The organism is Lentzea sp. NPDC058436, from assembly GCF_042721515.1.
GTDB lineage: Bacteria > Actinomycetota > Actinomycetes > Mycobacteriales > Pseudonocardiaceae > Lentzea.
The window spans coordinates 215,404-233,387 of record NZ_JBHXLF010000002.1; the positions used below are offsets into that span (position 1 = coordinate 215,404).

Annotated in this window: 16 protein-coding genes; 9 read left to right on the plus strand and 7 right to left on the minus strand. The window is 70.7% G+C overall.

The annotated features are described in order from the left end of the window. Window positions 1–36: 36 nt before the first annotated feature. Complete coding sequence (locus ACFWN2_RS08445) at window positions 37–2,250, plus strand: glycoside hydrolase domain-containing protein (RefSeq protein ID WP_382427417.1); 2,214 nt, start codon at window positions 37–39, stop codon at window positions 2,248–2,250. Further along, complete coding sequence (locus ACFWN2_RS08450) at window positions 2,247–3,524, plus strand: glycosyltransferase (RefSeq protein WP_382425864.1); 1,278 nt, start codon at window positions 2,247–2,249, stop codon at window positions 3,522–3,524. The genes ACFWN2_RS08445 and ACFWN2_RS08450 overlap by 4 nt, the downstream gene beginning before the upstream one ends. A gap of 55 nt (window positions 3,525–3,579) precedes the next feature. On the opposite strand, the gene ACFWN2_RS08455 is transcribed toward ACFWN2_RS08450, so the two are convergent. Together ACFWN2_RS08455 and ACFWN2_RS08460 are read right to left on the minus strand one after the other, a co-directional pair. Beyond that, entirely contained in the window at window positions 3,580–4,731 is a 1,152-nt protein-coding gene (locus ACFWN2_RS08455; protein ID WP_382425865.1) for a sensor histidine kinase, read from the minus strand. 8 nt (window positions 4,732–4,739) lie between these two features. Beyond that, window positions 4,740–5,420 carry a response regulator gene (locus ACFWN2_RS08460; protein WP_382425866.1) on the minus strand — a complete coding sequence of 227 codons (681 nt, stop codon included), beginning with the start codon at window positions 5,418–5,420 and terminating at the stop codon, window positions 4,740–4,742. 97 nt (window positions 5,421–5,517) lie between these two features. Between ACFWN2_RS08460 and ACFWN2_RS08465 the strand changes: the two genes are divergently transcribed. Beyond that, window positions 5,518–6,468: a GlxA family transcriptional regulator gene (locus ACFWN2_RS08465; protein ID WP_382425868.1), complete on the plus strand. Its 951-nt coding sequence runs from the start codon at window positions 5,518–5,520 to the stop codon at window positions 6,466–6,468. A gap of 111 nt (window positions 6,469–6,579) precedes the next feature. Beyond that, entirely contained in the window at window positions 6,580–7,275 is a 696-nt protein-coding gene (locus ACFWN2_RS08470) for an alpha/beta fold hydrolase (RefSeq protein ID WP_382425869.1), read from the plus strand. A gap of 2 nt (window positions 7,276–7,277) precedes the next feature. Here the strand turns inward: ACFWN2_RS08470 and ACFWN2_RS08475 are convergent, their stop codons facing one another. From ACFWN2_RS08475 to ACFWN2_RS08485, 3 genes are all read right to left on the minus strand, one after another. Continuing rightward, window positions 7,278–8,747 carry a M14 family zinc carboxypeptidase gene (locus tag ACFWN2_RS08475; RefSeq protein WP_382425870.1) on the minus strand — a complete coding sequence of 490 codons (1,470 nt, stop codon included), beginning with the start codon at window positions 8,745–8,747 and terminating at the stop codon, window positions 7,278–7,280. A 150-nt stretch (window positions 8,748–8,897) separates the two neighbouring features. Further along, the gene (locus tag ACFWN2_RS08480) at window positions 8,898–9,584 is read right to left on the minus strand and encodes a response regulator (RefSeq protein WP_382425871.1); all 687 of its coding nucleotides are present in this window, start codon (window positions 9,582–9,584) and stop codon (window positions 8,898–8,900) included. Continuing rightward, window positions 9,581–10,756, minus strand: a complete 1,176-nt coding sequence (locus tag ACFWN2_RS08485) for a sensor histidine kinase (protein ID WP_382425872.1) — start codon at window positions 10,754–10,756, stop codon at window positions 9,581–9,583. Before ACFWN2_RS08485 ends, ACFWN2_RS08480 begins: the two co-directional genes overlap by 4 nt. A gap of 154 nt (window positions 10,757–10,910) precedes the next feature. On the opposite strand from ACFWN2_RS08485, the gene ACFWN2_RS08490 reads away from it, so the two are divergent. Both ACFWN2_RS08490 and ACFWN2_RS08495 read left to right on the plus strand, forming a co-directional pair. Beyond that, on the plus strand, window positions 10,911–11,843 hold the full coding sequence (locus tag ACFWN2_RS08490; protein WP_382425874.1) for an ABC transporter ATP-binding protein: 933 nt from the start codon (window positions 10,911–10,913) through the stop codon (window positions 11,841–11,843). Continuing rightward, a complete protein-coding gene (locus ACFWN2_RS08495; RefSeq protein ID WP_382425876.1) occupies window positions 11,843–12,667 on the plus strand; it encodes an ABC transporter permease in 825 nt (274 codons plus the stop codon). Before ACFWN2_RS08490 ends, ACFWN2_RS08495 begins: the two co-directional genes overlap by 1 nt. Window positions 12,668–12,670: 3 nt before the next feature. Here ACFWN2_RS08495 and ACFWN2_RS08500 read toward each other — a convergent pair whose 3' ends face one another. Next, window positions 12,671–13,324 carry a hypothetical protein gene (locus ACFWN2_RS08500; RefSeq protein WP_382425877.1) on the minus strand — a complete coding sequence of 218 codons (654 nt, stop codon included), beginning with the start codon at window positions 13,322–13,324 and terminating at the stop codon, window positions 12,671–12,673. A 10-nt stretch (window positions 13,325–13,334) separates the two neighbouring features. After that, window positions 13,335–14,777 (minus strand): alpha/beta hydrolase, encoded by a 1,443-nt coding sequence (locus ACFWN2_RS08505; protein WP_382425878.1) that lies wholly within the window; start codon window positions 14,775–14,777, stop codon window positions 13,335–13,337. A gap of 184 nt (window positions 14,778–14,961) precedes the next feature. Here ACFWN2_RS08505 and ACFWN2_RS08510 point away from each other — a divergent pair, with 184 nt between their 5' ends. From ACFWN2_RS08510 to ACFWN2_RS08520, 3 genes are all read left to right on the plus strand, one after another. After that, window positions 14,962–16,152: a sensor histidine kinase gene (locus tag ACFWN2_RS08510; RefSeq protein WP_382425879.1), complete on the plus strand. Its 1,191-nt coding sequence runs from the start codon at window positions 14,962–14,964 to the stop codon at window positions 16,150–16,152. Next, window positions 16,149–16,820 carry a response regulator gene (locus tag ACFWN2_RS08515; protein WP_382425881.1) on the plus strand — a complete coding sequence of 224 codons (672 nt, stop codon included), beginning with the start codon at window positions 16,149–16,151 and terminating at the stop codon, window positions 16,818–16,820. The genes ACFWN2_RS08510 and ACFWN2_RS08515 overlap by 4 nt, the downstream gene beginning before the upstream one ends. A gap of 122 nt (window positions 16,821–16,942) precedes the next feature. Beyond that, window positions 16,943–17,728 carry a class I SAM-dependent methyltransferase gene (locus ACFWN2_RS08520; RefSeq protein WP_382425882.1) on the plus strand — a complete coding sequence of 262 codons (786 nt, stop codon included), beginning with the start codon at window positions 16,943–16,945 and terminating at the stop codon, window positions 17,726–17,728. Window positions 17,729–17,984: the final 256 nt, after the last annotated feature.

Here is a 17,984-nt window from a genome sequence, read left to right on the forward strand (position 1 = left end):
TAGCGTTTCGCCATCCTCGACGAGATTGATCCCTTCATCGGAACGGCTGCCACCTCACTGCCCGCGGCGCAGGGGCTGGCGGCCACCTGGTGGTGGCCGAAAGCGCAGGTCGGCAACACCCATCCCGGCGCGACGTCTCCGCTGGGCATGGTGTCCGCCTGCGCCTACTCCGGTGCCTATCCCACCGGGTACGGCCTCTACGCGAAGAACACCGAGGGGCAGCCGGAGGAGCTGTTCGACCGGCTGCAGGCGTCCGGCTTCACCCACTTCCAGCAGTCCGGCACCGGTGCGATCCGCAAGTACTACAACTACGTGCGGGTGACGCCGATGGTGCAGCCGCTGGACGTCCTCGGCGAGGCTTGGCAGCTGCACGACGAGAACGCCGAGGCCGGGTACTACTCGGCCACTCTCGACACCGGCATCCGCTGTGAGGTCACCGTCGGTGCCAAGGTCGCCGTCCACCGGTACGTCTTCCCCGAGCATCGCAGCGCACGGGTCGTCGTCGACCTGTCCTGCGGCGGGCTGGCCATCGACCTCGGCCGCACGGTGCCGCTGCGGGCGCACGTGGAAAGCCTCGGCAACGGCCGCGCTCAGGGAACCGTGGTCGTCGAAGGCGTGCCGCTGTCGGTGCACATCAAGGTCGACAGTCCGGGCTGGCGGCAGATGCTCTGGCACGACCGCCGGCTGATCGAGGGCGGCACACGGCTCGACTTCGACCGCATCAGGCAGACCACGTCGCGCCCGTTCGGGATGCTCTACATGGGTCCCACCACCGCCGGGCAGAGCGTCGAGATCCAGATCGGGTTCTCCCTGCGCGGCTGCGACCAGGCCAGGGAGAACCTGCACCGCGAATGCGGTGAGGGAGCGCAGGCGTTCGACGTCGTCCGGGCGCGGACCAGGGCCCGGTGGCGCGACCACGTGGGCCGGGTGGAGGTCGAGGGCGGGTCGCCCGCCAGACGGCAGGTGTTCGCGACGGCCCTGTACCACTCGCTGATCAAGCCGTGCTTCGCCGACGACGAGAGCCCGTTCTGGCCGTCCTCCGGGCCCTTCGCGTTCGACATCTGCACGATGTGGGACATCTACAAGACCCAGCTGCCGCTGCTCGTCGCCCTCTGCCCGGACCGGGCGGTCGATCTCCTGGAGTCGCTGATCCGGGTCTGCGAGGAGGAAGGCAACTTCCCCGTCGGATACCGGATGGCCCGCGGCGCGGACAGGTTCTTCCGGCAGGCGAGCGCGTTGGTCCACACGGCGCTGGCCGACGTGCACGCACTCGGCCTCGGTGACCTGGACTGGACCTGGGCACTGGTGCACATGCACGACGACCTGCGCCGGATGTACGGCGAGGACTTCTACGAGCACGGCGTCGTGCACCCGATCTCGCACACCCTCGACCTCGCCTACGCCTGCCACTGCACCGCCGGCGTGGCCAGGAGCCTGAACGACGTGCAGCTCGCCGACGACCTCGACCGTCGCAGCCGCCTGTGGTCCAACGCCTTCGACCCGGACACCGGCCTGCTCCTCGACTCGTCGTTCTACGAAGGCGGCAAGTGGAACTACTCGTTCCGGTTGCTGCACGACATGGCCGCCAGAATCGCGATGGTCGGCGGGAACGAAGCGTTCGTCGGCATGCTCGACGCGTTCTTCGGCTACGGCGCCCCGCGGGTGGCGCAGCCCGGCAGGCGTCCCGCGGCGGCCGAGATGGCGGCGGGTTACCTGCTCAACCGGTTCGAGGGGCTGAACAACGAGCCGGACGTGGAAGCGCCGTGGTCCTACCACTACGCGGGCAGGCCCGACCGCACGGCCGAGATCGTCCACGCGGCACTGACCTGGCAGTTCGGCACCGGCCGCGGCGGTCTGCCGGGCAACGACGACTCGGGCGGGCTGAGCTCCTGGTACGTGTGGGCCTCGCTCGGCCTGTTCCCGGTCGCCGGGCAGAACCTGTTCCTCGTCAACGCGCCCGCCTTCAGCCGCGCCACCCTGCACCTCGGGGACCGCGACTTCGTCATCGAGACGAGGGGACACCGCGAGACGTCGATCAGCTCCGACGGCCTCGACGAGAACCCGCCACCGCAGTACGTGCAGTCCGCCCGGCTGAACGACGTCCCGCTGGACGCGGCGCACCTGCGCGCGACCGACGTCCACGCCGGCGGCCGGCTGCTGCTCGAACTCGGCCCGCATCCCTCGGAGTGGGGACGCAAGATCCTGCCGCCATCCGTGTCCGACCCGCTCGGAAAGGGGTCTCGCACATGAGCAGGCCACGCCGCCGTCTCGTCATCGTGGTCCGGGCCGACCCGGTCATCTGCGGTCACTCCGGAGAAGCCCGCAACCTGGCCGAGGTCGCGCTCACCCGCGGGTTCGACGACGTCAGACTGCTGACCTGGCCGATACCCGTGCTCCAGGCGGCCGGCCTGCCGCTCAAGCCGCTGGACCGGATCCTGCCCTACAGCGAGGGCATCACCGTGGAGAGGCCGGAACCGGTCGGCGACTACCGGGTGCCCGACGGGCGGTACGTGGCCGGTCTGACGGGCCGCCTGGTCGAACTGCTCGCCGAGCGGGTTTCGACCACGTGCCTGTCGATGTACCTCGCTCCCCACGACGCCGTCGTGCGCGACGCCGTCACCGCGGCACGCGCGGCCGGCTACGCGCCGGACGTCCACACGATCGCGAAGGCGGTCGGCTCGGACGTCACCAACGTGATCCGCTCGTGCCTGCGCGAAGGACGATTCGGCGCGGCCGTGGTCCTGTTCACCCGCTTCCTCGCCAACGACGAGGTGATCGCGGTGTCGGAGTACACCAAGCAGGAGATCATCGCCTGCGCGGAGGCCGTCGACACGCACTGCGGCACCCGGTTCGCCCGCCAGTGCGCGCGCCGGATCACCGTCAGCTACCCGCCGATCGACACCTCGGCCTACCTCGACCTCGACCCGGCGCAGGTGGACGCCGCGCTGAAGCGACGCGGCCTGGAACGCGACGGGTACGTGCTGTTCCTGTCCAGGGTGACCCGGGCCAAGGGCGTCTACGACCTGGTGGACGCGTTCGCCCGGTGCCGGGCACGGTCACGGCTGAAGCTCGTGATCGCCGGCAACGGCCCCGAACTGGAGCACCTCCGGACGATCACCCGGCACGACGACCGGATCCTCTTCCTCACCGACGTCGAGGACGAGGAGAAGCCGATGCTGATGAACGGCTGCGCCGCGTACGCGTTGCCGACCAAGCCCGAACCGGACTTCGTCGAGACCTTCGGCATCGCGCTGACCGAGAAGATGCTCGCGGGCGGCGGACCGGTGATCACGACCACCACCGGAGGCGTCGGCGAGGCGGTGGGCGGGACGGCCGTCCTCGTCGAGGCCGGGAACGCCGCCCACATCGCCGACGCGATCGACCGGGTGGCGTTCGACATGACAACCGAGGAGCGGGAACTCATGGCGGACCGGGCACGCGAGCACGCCCTGTCCTTCGACCGGGTGCGAGTCTTCGACGACCTCTTCGCCACGTCCGGCAGGGCCGCCGCGCTCACAGGATGAACCCCTGTTTCCCTGGAAGACGTGGCTTCTGACGAGACCGGGGTTCGAGGGTCCGTCACCGGTGATCGGCCTGGAGCGGAAGCCGGGCCCTCAGGACGAACGCGCCGTCCTCGCGCCGGTGCGCGGTGAGCTCGCCCCCGGCCAGGGAGACCCGGCGCTCCAGACCGGCCAGTCCACGGCCCGGCGGCGCGGGTGCCGGCCGGTCAGGTCCGCCCGGCTCCGTCGTCACCTCGGCGACGAGGCCGTCGCCGCCGTGGATCCGCACCGAGGTGCGACGTCCCGGCGCGTGCTTGAGCGCGTTGGTCAGTCCTTCCTGGACCACCCGGTACACGGTCAGCCGGACGAGTCCCGAGGCCGTCTCGTACCCGTGGTCGTCCTCGGTGAGCTCGACCGGCTGGCCCGCCGCCCTCGTCTGCTCGACCAGGTCGGCGAGCCGGCTGATCGTCGGTTCCCTCGTCGCGAACCGCGCGTCGTGCGGGGGAGTGAGAACGTTCAGCAGCTCCCGCAGGTCGGCGAGCGCCCGGCGGCCGGTGGAGCCGATCGCGACCAGGCCGTTGGTGATCCTGGCCCGGTCGGCGGGGTCGACGTACTGGGCGGCGTCCGCTTGCATCACCATCGCGGTCACGTGGTGGGTGACGACGTCGTGCAGCTCGCGGGCGATGCGCTCGCGCTCCTCCCGCAGCTCGTCGTCGGCCCGTTCACGGCTGCGCAGGGACTGCTCGCGCAGGCGGCCGCGCGCCACCGTGCCCAGCAGCCAGCATCCGGCGGGCAGGGCGAAGAACAGCAGGAAGTCCCCTGCCGGGAAAGGAGAACCGGCGTGGATCATCCCCCAGGCGGTGGTGGCGTACCCGGCGCACCACAGCACCACCGAGGCCGCGCGGAACCTGTTCTGCAGCATCCCGGCGCTGTAGAGCGCGAGGTACAGGCTGATCGAGGCGAACGTCGGCCGGTAGCCCAGGCCCTGGTACAGGAAGAACGCCGCCGACGTCACCGCCAGGGTCAGTTCCGGGTGGCGGCCGCGCACGGCCAGCGGGAGGGCGTGCGCGAGGACGAGGCAGATCGCCAGCACGTCGAACGGACGTTGTGCCGCCTGCCATCCGAGGGCGGTGCCCTTGTCTGCGACACCTGGCACGAACGACAGCACGGCGACGGCCACCGCCAGTGCGGTGTCCCTGACGCCGGCCGGAAGCGGCCACGAGAAGCGCATGCGCAGTCCTAGTCCGGTAGTACGAGACCGATCCGATGGGCGAGCACGACGGCCTGCACCCGGTCGCGCAGGTGCAGCTTCGCGAGAATCCGGGACACGTACGTCTTCACCGTCTCGACGCCGATGAACAACGCGGCGGCGATCTCCGCGTTCGACAGCCCTTCCGCTATCAGCCGCAGCACGTCCCGCTCGCGGTCCGTCAGCACGGCGAGCGCGGTGTCGAGCTTCCGGTCTGCACCGCCGCTCCTGAGGCGTTCGCCGAAGCGGCCGATCAGCCGCCGCGTCACCTCGGGCGCCAGCAGCGCGTTGCCGGAGGCGATCGTGCGCACCGCGGCGATCAGGTCGGGAGGTGGCGCGTCCTTGAGGAGGAACCCGCTGGCACCGGCGCGGAACGCCTCGAAGACGTACTGGTCGAGGTTGAACGTCGTGACGACCAGGACCTTCAACGCGCTCGACGACTCCGGGCCCGCGATGCGCCGCGTCGCCTCGATGCCGTCGAGCAGGGGCATCCGGATGTCCATGATGACGACGTCGGGCACGAGGCTTCCGGCCGCCGCCACTGCTTCGAGGCCGTTGCGGGCCTCACCGACGACCTCGAAGTCCGGCTGGGCGGACAGGATGGTCACGTATCCCGCCCGGACGAGCTCTTGGTCCTCGCAGACGAGGACGCGGATGATCGGTGGGGCCACGGGAGGGACGGTAGAGGTGGTCGAGCCCGGGGAAGTCACTCTCCAGGGGGACCCGCTGAACCGATGGCAGTCCAGCACTGTTCGCTACGATGCTGCCATGCCTCGGCACCGGATGGTCGTCGTCCTGCTCGACGACGTGCTGCCCCTCGACTACGCCATCCCGGTCCACGTCTTCGGCCGGGAGGCGTCGGAGGCCTACCAGCTGGTGACCGTGTCCGTGGGCGGGGGTGCCGTGCCCGTGGCGGGCGGGACGTCGGTGGTTCCCGACGGCGGCCTGGAGCTGCTGCGCCGGGCGGACACGGTCGTCGTGCCCGGCTACGCCAACGCCGTGGAGCGCGAGCTGCCCGGTTCGCTGGTGCGGGCGCTCGTGACCGCGCACCGGCGGGGCACGCGCATGGTGTCCATCTGCTCCGGGGCGTTCGCGCTGGCACGGGCGGGGATCCTGGACGGGCTGACGGCGACCACCCACTGGTCGCTGTGCGAGGAGCTCGCGGCGCGGTTCCCGTCGGTCGCGGTGGATCAGTCCGCGCTCCTCACCGGGTCCGGCGCGGTCTTCACCTCCGGCGGCGTCACGGCGGGGGTGGACCTCTGCCTGCACCTGCTGCACCTCGACCTCGGCACCGCCACCGCACGGCACGTGGCGCGGCGCATCGTCATGACCCCGCGCCCGAACGACGGGCAGCGGCAGTTCGTCGAGAAGGCGGTCGTCCCTCCCGGTGACGACGTCGTCGCGCAGGCCCAGCAGTGGATGCTCACGTCGCTGGACCAGCAGCTCTCGGTGAAGCAGGTGGCCGATCGGTTCGCGATGTCCGAGCGCACGTTCCACCGCCGCTTCCGCGACAGGACGGGACTTCCGCCGCTGACCTGGCTGCGCGACCAGCGGATCGCCCGCGCCAAGGAACTGCTGGAGGGCTCGGAACTGTCCATCGAGGACATCGCGCGCAGGGTCGGCTTCGGCACGGCGACCAACCTGCGGGTGCGGTTCCGGCAGGCGACGAGCGTCTCGCCCCGCGAGCACCGCAGGTCCTTCGCCTTCGACCGGGCCTGATCCGAGGCGTAGCAGGATCGTTTCGAAGGCGGGCAGTGCTGCCACTGGTTGCGTGGTTCCCCGGAGATGAGACTCGGTGTCGTGCCGACGCAACCCCAGGAGAACGAACCCATGAACCAGCCGACCACCGTCCTCGTCCACGGCGCCCTGACCGACGCCTCGGTGTGGCGCCGAGTCTCCCTGCGCCTGCAGGACGCCGGTCACACCGTCATCGCGCCGTCGTTGCCGATGCGCGACTTCGACGGTGACATCGCCTACCTCCGGCAGTTCCTCAGCACGCTCACCGGTCCGCTCGTGGTCGCCGCGCACTCCTACGCCGGGTCCGTCGTCTCGGCCCCCGAGGCCTTGACCGCGCACGTCCGGTCACTCGTGTTCGTCACGGCGTTCCAGCAGGACGCGGGGGAGACGGCGAGCGCGCTCAACGGGAAGTTCCCGGGAAGCCTGCTCGTGCCGGACAACCTGGTGGTGCGCGACTACCCCGGCGGGGTGGAGGTCTACCTCCGGCCGGACCGGTTCGCCGAGGTCTACGCCGGTGACGCGAGCGAACGCGACCAGAAGATCCTCGCCACCGCCCAGAAACCGTTCGACCCGATCACCCTCGAAGGCAGCTTCGCGACCGCGGCGAGCTGGCACGACAGGCCTTCCTGGGCGGTGGTGTCCACTCAGGACAACTCCATCCCCGCGGAGACCCAGCGGTGGATGGCCGAGCGCGCCGGGTCCGTCGTCGTGGAGGTCGACTCCTCGCACGCCGTTCCACTGGTGCACCCCGACGTGGTGGCCGGGGCCGTCGTCGCCGCGGCCGGCTGACGTCACCTCAGCGAGTGCGCGACGGTGGCGAGAACGGCCTTCCCCTGCACCGCGACCAGGTCGCGGATCGGGACCGGGTCCGCCGGACTGTGGCTGTCCGCCTCGGCGCACCACTGCTTCAGGAGGTCGTCGGCCTCGGCGCGCACCCGTGCTCCGGACGGCATCGCCCGCAGCAGCATGCCGCCCAGCCGGAGTCGCAACGAGTGCGCGTCGGCGACCGCGCTGAACGCCTCCGCCGCCGTCGCCGGCCGCTGGTGCTCCGGGTCGCTCTCGATCTGCAGGCGTTCCGCCTGGAGCGCTTCCGGCGACATCGGCGTGAGGAACGAGTCGAGGGCGTCGCGGAACGGCCCGGCGGTCAGTGGTTCCGCGGCCGACCGCAAGGCTTGCAGCCGTTGTGCCATCTCGGTCCTGATGTCGAGACCTCGCAGCGCGGCGTCACGCCGGCTGACGGTGCCGGCCGTGGTGTCCCCGGCTCGCTCGTCGCGCCAGTAGGGGAGTTCGACGGCGAGTCCGAGCACGGCACCGTGCCTGCTCGCGTAATCCCCGGTGTTCCCGCCCGTCACGACCTGGGCGGGATCGCCGCCGGCCTGCTCGACGTAGTCGTAGATCATCCGCGCGGTCGGCAGCGTGTACACGGCGGGGCTCAGCTCCGCCGCGACCGGGATCTCCGGTTCGCCCCGGTGCAACGGGATGCCGTGGATGTCGCACAGCCCGGTGAGAACGGGGTACAGCGGCGCCGCGCCCGCGTTCGCGTAGTAGTAGGCACCCCCGGTCTCGCTGTTGTGCAGTGAGGCCAGGACAGTCGGCTTCACCTGGTCGATCGCGGCCATCAACGCCCTGGTCTCCGGCATCGGGGCGTCCACGGCGAACGAGCCGGCGCGGAACGGGAACGTCCACTCGACCTGCTGCTCCCCGCCGGGCCGGAAGAAGTTGCGCGCGTAGTGCTCGCGCGTCCACGGCCCGCGGAACCAGCCCTCGTTCAGCCGGGTCGCGTCCGGGTCCGCACACAGCACGAAGAACCAGTCCGCACCGGCCGCGTCGAGGGCGCCGGGACGGGCGAGCAGCCGCTCGGCCAGCGCGACGACGGTGGCCATGCCGATCGGCTCGTTCGGGTGCGGCTGGCCGACGACGAGAACGCGGCCGCGGGGGTTCCGGGCGCGCACCGAGAGCATCTGCACGGGGTCGCCGGCGCGGGACCGCCCGACCTCGGTCAGGGCGGCCCGGTCGGAGTGCTCCCGCGCCATCCGGGCGCCGAACTCGTGCATCTCGTCGACGGTCGGGAACGCGCGGATCTCGGCGAGGTCGTCCAGCAACCCCCGGTGCACCGCTTCGACCGGCGACTCGTCGTCGCAGCCGGCGAGCAGAGGCGTGAGGGCCAGGGTGCCCAGGAGCGCGCCGCGGAACAGGGTCCGCCTGGACACCGCGTGCGGGATGTTCGTCATGGTCAGTCCTTCGTCGATGAGGAAGGACACGAACGTAGGGTCGCCTGCCGGTGCGACGGCTCACCCGCGGTGGGGAACCCGCGGTCCCTCCCGTGGGGGATCCCAAACCGGAAAACGGCCTGCCACAAGAAGAACCCGACCCTGGCCGACAGGCGCTGGACCGCAAGGCTGTCACGCGCCTCAGCGACCGGACGGACCACCTGGCGGCGTGTCACCGGGCCGGACCAGCCCGTTGTGGTAGGCGATGACCACGAGCTGCGCCCGGTCCCGCGCTCCCAGCTTCGTCATCGCCCGGTTGACATGGGTCTTGGCAGTCAACGGGGACAACACGAGACGCTCGGCGATGTCCTCATTGGACAGTCCATGTGCGACCAGGACCACGATCTGGCGCTCGCGGTCGGTCAGGTCGTCGAGCGCTGGCAACGGCACGGGTTCGGGCTGGTTGAGGACGTGCTGCACGAGGCCCCTGGTCGCCTTGGGGGACAGCAGGGCGTCACCGGAGGCGACCACGCGGACGGCGTGGATCAGCTCGTCCGGGCCGACGTTCTTGCCGAGGAAGCCGCTGGCCCCGGCGCGCACCGCGTGCAGCACGTTCTCGTCGTTCTCGAACGTCGTCAGCACGAGCACGCGCACGCCGGCGAGGTCGTCGTCGGCGGCGATGCGGCGGGTGGCCTCGATGCCGTCGACCTCGGGCATGCGGATGTCCATGAGCACCACGTCGGCCCTGGTCGTGCGGGCGAGGTGGACGGCGTCCCGTCCGTTCACCGCCTCGCCCACGACCTCCAGGTCCGGTTCGGCGTTGAAGATCATCTTGTAGCCGGCGCGGATGAGGGCCTGGTCGTCGGCGAGCAGCACCCGGATGGTCATGTGGTGGCCTTCGGCGTCGGGGCGGGGAGTTCGGCGTGGACGGCGAACCGCCCGTCCGGCCTGGCCGCGGCGTCGAGGGTGCCGCCTGCGGTGGCCGCGCGTTCGGTCATGCCGAGGATGCCGTAGCCCGAGGTGACCGGCGCGCGGTCCACGGCGATGGGGTTGACGACGTCGAGCGTGAGGGCGTCCGCGGTGTAGGTGATCGTGACGCAGGCGCTGCCGGTGCCGTACTTGTGGGCGTTGGTGAGCGCTTCCTGCAGGATCCGGTAGGCGGCGAGGTCGACGACGGCGGGCAGTTCCCTCGACTCGCCGACCTGCCTGCGTTCCACGGTGAGGCCGGTGGCGGCAAGCGAGTCGATCATGGTGTTGAGCGCGGCCAGTCCGCGGACGGGCTCGCGGTCGTGGTCGTTGTTCTCGCGCAGCACCCCGACGATCGAGGCCAGTTCGCTCAGGACGGTGCCGCAGGCGTCACGGATGTGCGTGAGGGCCCGGCGGGCCTGGTCCGGATGACGGACGAGGACGTGGCTGGCGGCGCCGGCCTGCACGTTGATGACCGCGATGTGGTGGGCGACGACGTCGTGCAGGTCCCGCGCGATGCGCACCCGTTCCTCGGCGACACGGCGGGCGGCCTCCTCCTCACGGGTGTGCTCCGCGCGGCGGGCCCGTTCCTCGACCGCGGCGACGTAGGCACGACGGCTGCGCACGGCGTCCCCCGCCGCCGCGGCCGCGGTGATCCCGGCGATCAGCCCGAAGCTCTGCGGCGACCACGCGGACGCCGTGTCGGTGTAGGCGTCCACCAGGTAGAGGCCGACGGCGATCGGAGCGGCCAGCATCACCCCGGAACGGCGGCCGGTGCTGGAGGTCGTCGTGTAGGTGAGCACCACGAGGGTCACGACCAGCACGGGCTGCAGCACGCCGGTGACCAGCACGAGCACCGCCACGGCGACGGCCGTGCAGACCAGGCTCACCGCGGGCCGCAGGCGACGCGTGGACACCGCGACCAGCGCGATGGCCAGTGCCACGACGTCCCGCGTGGTGATGGCCCCGTCGGTCTGGCCGCGCATCCCGCTCAGCTCACCGGCGATGCCGCCCGCCACCACGAAGCAGGTGAGCGCGACGTCGCGGAGCACCGGGTGGCTCGCCACCCACCTCCCGGCCGACATCCGTGTCATGACGATCAAACTAGACGCACCGCCGGAGCGGGTCATCTTCTCGCCGTCGTACCGCGAGCCGTGCGGCCTACCACGAACGCAGTACAACCGACTGTCCTATGTGTCCACGGCTGTACGACGCGCACGGGCCCGTGCCGGGAGCATCGTTGTCGGCATGATCGAACTGCGGCAACTCACCAAGACCTACGGCACCAAAGTCGCCGTGGACGGCATCACCGCCACCATCCGCCCCGGGATCGTCACCGGCTTCCTCGGCCCCAACGGCGCGGGCAAGTCCACGACCATGCGCATGATCGTCGGCCTCGATCGCCCGACCTCCGGCACGGCGCTGGTCAACGGCCGCCCCTACGCGGCCTCCCGCACCCCGCTCGCCGAGATCGGCGCGCTGCTCGACGCCAAGGCGGTCGACACGGGCCGCAGCGCCCGCAACCACCTCCTCGCGCTCGGCGCCACCGTCGGCATCGGCCGCCGCCGGGTCGACGACGTGCTCGCCCAGGTGGGCTTGAGCGAGGTCGCGCACAAGGCGGCGGGCTCGTTCTCGCTGGGCATGGGCCAGCGCCTCGGCATCGCCGCCGCCCTGCTGGCCGACCCGGCCGTGCTGATCCTCGACGAGCCGGTCAACGGCCTGGACCTCGACGGCATCCAGTGGATCCGCGAGCTGCTCAACGAGCTGGCGGGGGAGGGACGCACCGTGCTGCTCTCCTCGCACCTGATGAGCGAGATGCAGCTGGTCGCCGACCACCTGCTGGTCATCGGCCAGGGGAAGATCCTCGCTGACTCGTCGATCGCGGACTTCATCGAGGAGTCCCCGGGAGGCAACGCGGTCGTCGTGGTCTCTCCCGACGCCGGAAGGCTCGCGGCGCTGCTCTCGGGCGACGGCGTCGTCCTGACGACCCGCGAGCCGGGCCGGTTCGAGGTCCGCGGCATGACCTCGGCCGCGATCGGGGACATCGCCACGGAGCACCGGATCCGCATCCATGAACTGACGCCCGTCACCGCCTCACTTGAGTCCGCCTACCTCGAACTCACGCGCGACAGCGTCGAGTACACCGCCACCGTTCCCACGCACGAAATGGCAGCAGCCTGATGACCACGACGCTCTCCGCACCCGTCACGACGCGCCCCCAGACCCTGGCCAGGGCGATCCACGCCGAGTGGATCAAGACCCGCAGCCTGCGCAGCACCTGGATCGGCATGGCGGCCGTCGCCGTCGTCATGATCGGCTTCGGTGCGATCGCCTCGGCCGTGTCCGCCGGCACCGTCGCCGCACCAGGCAGAGGCGGCGGCCCGTTCGCCGGCGGGGGAGCGCTGTCGACCGTCCTGACGGGCTCCACGTTCGCCGTGCTCCTGATCGGCGTGCTGGGCAGCCTGGCCGGCGCCCGCGAGTACGGCTCGCGCATGATCACCGCGTCCGTGGTCGCCGTGCCACGCCGCTGGCAGGTGGTGGTCGCCAAGGCCGTCGCCCTGTCCGCCGCCGTGATCCCCACCGCGCTCGTCGCCGTCATGGGTTCCTACGCAGCAGGCACGGCCATCCTCTCCGCCAACGACGCCCCGACCGTCGCGCTCACCGACGACGGCGTGCTGACCACGTTGGTCGGCATGGTCGGCTACATCACCGCCATCGCCCTGATCGGCCTCGGGCTGGGAATCCTGCTGCGCAGCGTGGCCGGCAGCATCGGCGCGGTCGTCGGCGGCATCCTGATCCTGCCCAACATCGCCGGTGCGCTGCTGCCCGACAGCTGGGACACGATCCTGCGGTTCCTGCCCAACTCCGCCGCGTCAGCGTTCACCGCGGTCGCCGCGGCAGGTGACACCAAACTCGGCACGGTGGCCGGTGTCGCGGTCCTCGCCATCTGGGTCGCCGCCGCCCTCGTCGCCGCCGTGGTCAGCCTGAGCCGCCGGGACGTCTGAGAGTCATCCCACTCCGCCGTCGAGCAGCCAGCTGTAGCGCAGCCGCAGCGCCCGTTCCGTGCTGGCCAGCGCCGCGACCACCCCGAGCGCGATGTTGAGCCACGTCGGGAGCACCACGGGTGAGACGAAGATCCCGACGTGCTCGGCGATCGGCGCCGGCCGCGTCAGCTTCTCCAGCAGCTGCAGGACGAGCACGGCCAGGGCGGCGAGCAGCACCACCGACGACACGACGCCGATGCCGCGGCTGAGCGCGGGATGGGCCTCGGTGAGACGGGCGCGACGTCCTTCGGCCGACGCGCGGTCCGGTTCGAGCTGGTGCGCGGTGCCGTCGGCGGTGACGTAGTGGCAACGCTTGAGCCCGAACGCGCTCGCCTTCACCTCGATCGTGCCGCCGGGGACGGGGAAGGCGGCCGGGAGCCGGGACCGGGCGTGGTGCCTGCCGTCGACGTACAGGTCGGCGTTGACGTACCCGTCGGCATCGCTGCGGTTGTGCCGGACGTCGACGGCGTAGACGGACCGCCCGCCTGCGCCGTCGGCCAGCCGCAGGTAGAACAGGGCGCGGCCGAAGGTCTGCCACCAGCGGAACCGCCGCAGTTCGTGTCCGTCGCCGGGCTTGATCCGCTTGGCGGCGCGGCGGCTGCGCATCTCCTCGAACATGATCAGCCCCTCACTTGGCCGGGTCGGCGGCGCAGGCGAGGTCCCGCGCGGGACGGTGCCCGGTGGTCAGGAACTCCGTCGTCGCGCTCTTGGCGCACGCGTTGCCCCACGGGTAGACGCCGTGCCCGCCCTGGTCCGCGGTCACCATCGTGGCCCGCTGTCCGAAGGCCTTGCGCAGCTCACGTGCGCCGGACATCGGCGTGCCGGGGTCGCGTTCGTTCTGCAGCATCAGCACGTTCGACGGGCCCCGGTCCCCGATGCGCACCGGCGGTTCGGTGCGTTCGCGCGGCCAGAAGGCGCACGGACCGATGTTCGCCGTGACCCCGCCCAGCATCGGGTGCTCCTCCCGGTCCACGGCGACCGCGCGCTGGTAGTCGCGGACCGAGTCCGGCCAGCGCGAGTCACCGCAGATCACGTAAAGCCGGGCGGACATGGCGTTGTCGCGGTCGACCGACGGCGGCAACAGCACCGGCTGGTTCGTGTCGATCGCCTGCCACGTCTTGGCCAGCGCGAGCATCGCGGCGTCGCTGTAGAGGTACTCGAACGTGAGCCCGCGGAACGCCAGCCCGGTCACGCCCTGCACCGGCGCGGCGTCCAGGCGCCTCGCCAGCTCGAAGTACTTGGCGGTCACCTGTTCCGGCGTGGTGCCGAGGCCGTACTCGGGACGCGCGGCGGCGTACGCGGCGAAGTCCGGGAACCGCTCCTCCAGCCCACCGGCCATCCTGCGCAGAGCCGTGACGTCGTACCCACCGGCACCCAGGTTGCTGTCGAGCACGATCCGGTCGCCGCGCTGCGGGAACATCGTCGCGTACGCGGCACCGAGGTACGTGCCGTAGGAGGCGCCCAGGTACGAGATCTTCTTCTCGCCCAAAGCTTTCCGGATCCGGTCCATGTCGCGCGCGGTGTTCGCCGTGGTGGTGTGCGGCAGCATCTCCGCCGTCGGCGAGGTGGCGCACTGCTCGGCGATGGTGCGGGCGTACGCGGCCTCACGGGTGACGTCGTCCGAAGTGTGCGCGTACGAGGCGAAAGCACCGCGTGCCTGCTGTTCCGGGGTCAGCCCGCAGCTCACCGGCGTACTGCGGCCGACACCGCGCGGGTCGAACCCGATGAGGTCGTAGGTGTCCAGCACCTCCTTGGGCAGCCCCGATTTCGCGAGCAGCGCGGGGTAGCTCAACCCGTCGCCACCGGGACCGCCCGGGTTGGTCAGCAGGACACCGCGACGCTGCGCGGGTCGTTCGCTGGGCAGCCGGGAGATCGCGATCGTGATCTGCTTGCCACCGGGATGGCGGTAGTCCAGCGGGACTTCGAGGGTCGAACACTCCAGCCTGGGCGCCGCGACGCCTTCCGGGCACGCACCCCACGCCACGGTGTCCACTGCCGCCGCCGAGCCTGCGGGAACGGCGGCGGCCATCACGGCGGTCGCGGCGAGAGCGACCGGCAAGGTCCTGCGCATTCCTGTCCTCCAGAGTCGAAGCCGTGCTTGCGGTGACGAGTCTGTCCACTCCGCACCGCACGCACATCGGTCCGGCGAATGGACCGCACTGGACCCAGGTCGAAGGCGGTGATGCGACCTGAGTAGGGGGTGCTCTGGCCTTCGGACTCCTGCGCCGCCGTCGAGACTTCGCGACAATGACCAGGTGAGCACGGACAGGACACCGAGGTCAGCGAACTGGCTGGGGCAGGCGTGGCGGTTGGCGGCCGCCGCGCTGCTCGGCATCCCCTTCTGGCTCATCACCGCGACGCTCGTGCCGCCGGGGTGCGCGGCGACCACGTGTTCCTGGCTGACCACCGGCGACCCGCTGATCGCACTCGCCAGCCTGGTGCTGCTGTTGTGGCGACGCCGTTTCCCCTTCGCCGTGGCAGTGGTGGTCACGGTCGCCTCGGCCGGGTCGACGCTGGCCGCCGGCGCGGCGCTGCTGGCGTTGTGCTCGATCTCCACCCGCCGCCGCCCGGCCGAGATCGCCGTGGTGGTGCTGGCGTTCCTGGTCAGCTCCCAGCTGCTCTACGGCGTCTACCCGCTGGAGGTCCCGCCGGTCTCGTTGTGGCTGCAGCCCATCTTCCCGGCACTGAGCGCGGGCACCGCGGTGGCCGTAGGCGTCGCCATCGGCGCCCGTCGAGTCGAGGTGCGGTCCCTGCGAGAACGAGCCGAGAGCACGGAACGCGAGCAGCACGCCCGAGCCGCGCAGGCCAGAGCCCAGGAGCGCAACCGGATCGCCCGCGAGATGCACGACGTGCTCGCGCACCGCATGTCCCTGGTAGCCATGCAGGCAGGCGTGCTGGAACACCGCCACGACCTCACCGCCGAGGACAACCGCCTGCTGGTCCAAGGCATCGCCGAAGGCTCCCGCCAAGCACTAGAAGAACTGCGCGACGTCCTCGGCGTGCTCCGAGGCGATCCAGACCGCCCGGAACCACCACAACCCTCGCTGGACCACGTGCCCGCCCTGATCACGGACTCCCGCGGCTCCGGCCTGGACGTGACTCTCACCGACACCACGACAGGCCGGCCGTCCGACGCCATCGGCCGCACCGGCTACCGCATCGTCCAAGAAGGACTGACGAACGCCGCCAAACACGCCCCAGGCTCCCAGGTTCGCGTCACCCTGACCGGAACAGCCGGAAACGACCTGCACGTCGAGGTCCGCAACTCGCCCGCCACCGCACCAGGCAACCGGACACCGACCTCCGGCTTCGGCCTGCTGGGCCTGAAAGAACGCGTCGCCCTGGCAGGCGGCGCACTGGACCACGACCCCACGCCCGGCGGCGGCTACCGCCTCACCGCACGACTACCCTGGCCGGACCAGAACCTGCCCGAGGAGACCGTGTGACCAGCGAGCCGGTGCGCGTGGCCATCGTCGACGACGACCAGCTGGTGCGCATGGCCCTGCGGCTGATCCTTGAAGGCGAACCAGACCTGACCGTGGTAGCCGAGGCGGCAGACGGCGACGCGGCGCTCACCGCCGTGGACGAGCACCGCCCGGACGTGGTCCTGATGGACGTGCGCATGCCCGGCCGCGACGGAATCAGCGCCACCAAGGAACTTCTCACCCGCCCCGCACCACCGAAGGTGCTCATGCTGACCACCTTCGACTCCGACGAACTCGTCCTCGGCGCCCTGCAGGCCGGAGCACTCGGTTTCGTCTTCAAGGACACCCCGCCCCCACGCATCGTCGACGCCGTGCGCATGGTCGCCGAAGGAAACCCCGTGCTCTCCCCAGCGGCCACAGCGCGCGTGATCGCAGCCGCCACCAGCCCGCAGTCCTCCAGCACCCGCCGCGCGTCCCGCGAAGCCGCACGGGCGAAGCTCTCCGCCCTGACCGAACGCGAACTCGACACCGCGCGGGCCATCGCCGACGGGCTCAGCAACCCGGAGATCGCCGAACAGCTGCACATCAGCGTCGCGACGGTGAAAGCCCACGCCGGCAACCTGTTCGCGAAGCTGGCGGTCGAGAACCGGGTGCAGATCGCCCTCGTGGTGCGGGACGCGGAGGACTGAGTTCTCCAGCGGGGCGGTAACGGATGCGATCCGGGGACGCGCGGACGCGTTGCCCCTGCGAAAACCATTGGTGAACCGACTTGCCCCGCTGATCTACTGATGTGCCACGGTGAGTCTGCCGCGTGACGGAGGTAGTGGTTGTGACGAGTTATGACGCCCTCGCCGAGGTGTACGAGTGGCTCATCACCGATGCGAAGCTGACTCCGGCCGAGTTCGCCGCGTCGTTCGACGATGTCCTCAGTCTGCCGTCGAACGCCCGCGTCCTCGACTGTTCGTGCGGAACCGGCCAGTTGGCGGTCGGCCTCGCCGGTCTTGGCATCGAGGTTGTCGCAACCGACGCCAGCGAAGCGATGGTTCGTCGGACCGCGGAGTTGTCCGAGGAGTTCGGGGCAACTGTCCAGACAATGCGGGCGGACTGGGAAGAGCTACCCGACCATTTCGATGACGCCACCTTCGACATGGTGTTCTGCGTTGGCAACTCGCTGCACCATGCCGAGGGCGCGCGAGGCAGGGTTGCTGCGCTGGAGTCGATGTCACGACTTCTGCGCGGTGGCGGGCGCCTGGTGCTCACCTCCCGCACGTGGGAACTCGTGAGGGCCAGAGGTTCCCGGTTGGACATCAGTGACCGACTCGTCCGCAGGAACGGTCGCGACGCCGTCGTGGTCTACCGTTGGGACATCGCGCCGAATTGGGAGGACGAGCACCACATCGAGATCGCGATCGCGCAAGTGGATGCGGCTGGGCCGGTTCTCGCCCGCTCGGAACTGCTGTCGAGCTGGCCCTACCGATACGAAGAACTCGAAGTCGAGTTGCACCGGGTCGGACTTCGAGTGGAACTGAGCACGTTCAACCTTGAGGCCGAGAACTACACGGTGGTGGCGCGCAAGTTATGGACAACGGGCTCTTAGTCCGTGGCCGGCCCGCGCGGTGGCGACCAAGAGGCTTGCGTCTTCTCATTGGCATGAGCGAACTCGAGCAACGAGGTCAGCGGCATGAGAGTGCGTTCGCATGGTTCTGGTGGGGGAGGAACTGCTCCTCTGTTCGGGGTGACGCTCCACAAGTGTCGAAGTCGGCGCCGACTGGCGGAAAGGTCAGTGATAGTCCACAGCGCGCACCTGTGACCTCCGGGCCCGCCACGAAGCGTCGTCCGACTGTGCGGCCTTC

Coding starts and splice junctions, on each gene's coding strand:
- ACFWN2_RS08500 (WP_382425877.1), bottom strand. CDS start 13,324: ATGTTCGAGGAGATGCGCAGCCGCCGCGCCGCCAAGCGGATCAAGCCC.
- ACFWN2_RS08465 (WP_382425868.1), top strand. CDS start 5,518: ATGCCTCGGCACCGGATGGTCGTCGTCCTGCTCGACGACGTGCTGCCC.
- ACFWN2_RS08505 (WP_382425878.1), bottom strand. CDS start 14,777: ATGCGCAGGACCTTGCCGGTCGCTCTCGCCGCGACCGCCGTGATGGCC.
- ACFWN2_RS08450 (WP_382425864.1), top strand. CDS start 2,247: ATGAGCAGGCCACGCCGCCGTCTCGTCATCGTGGTCCGGGCCGACCCG.
- ACFWN2_RS08485 (WP_382425872.1), bottom strand. CDS start 10,756: ATGACACGGATGTCGGCCGGGAGGTGGGTGGCGAGCCACCCGGTGCTC.
- ACFWN2_RS08470 (WP_382425869.1), top strand. CDS start 6,580: ATGAACCAGCCGACCACCGTCCTCGTCCACGGCGCCCTGACCGACGCC.
- ACFWN2_RS08490 (WP_382425874.1), top strand. CDS start 10,911: ATGATCGAACTGCGGCAACTCACCAAGACCTACGGCACCAAAGTCGCC.
- ACFWN2_RS08480 (WP_382425871.1), bottom strand. CDS start 9,584: ATGACCATCCGGGTGCTGCTCGCCGACGACCAGGCCCTCATCCGCGCC.
- ACFWN2_RS08495 (WP_382425876.1), top strand. CDS start 11,843: ATGACCACGACGCTCTCCGCACCCGTCACGACGCGCCCCCAGACCCTG.
- ACFWN2_RS08455 (WP_382425865.1), bottom strand. CDS start 4,731: ATGCGCTTCTCGTGGCCGCTTCCGGCCGGCGTCAGGGACACCGCACTG.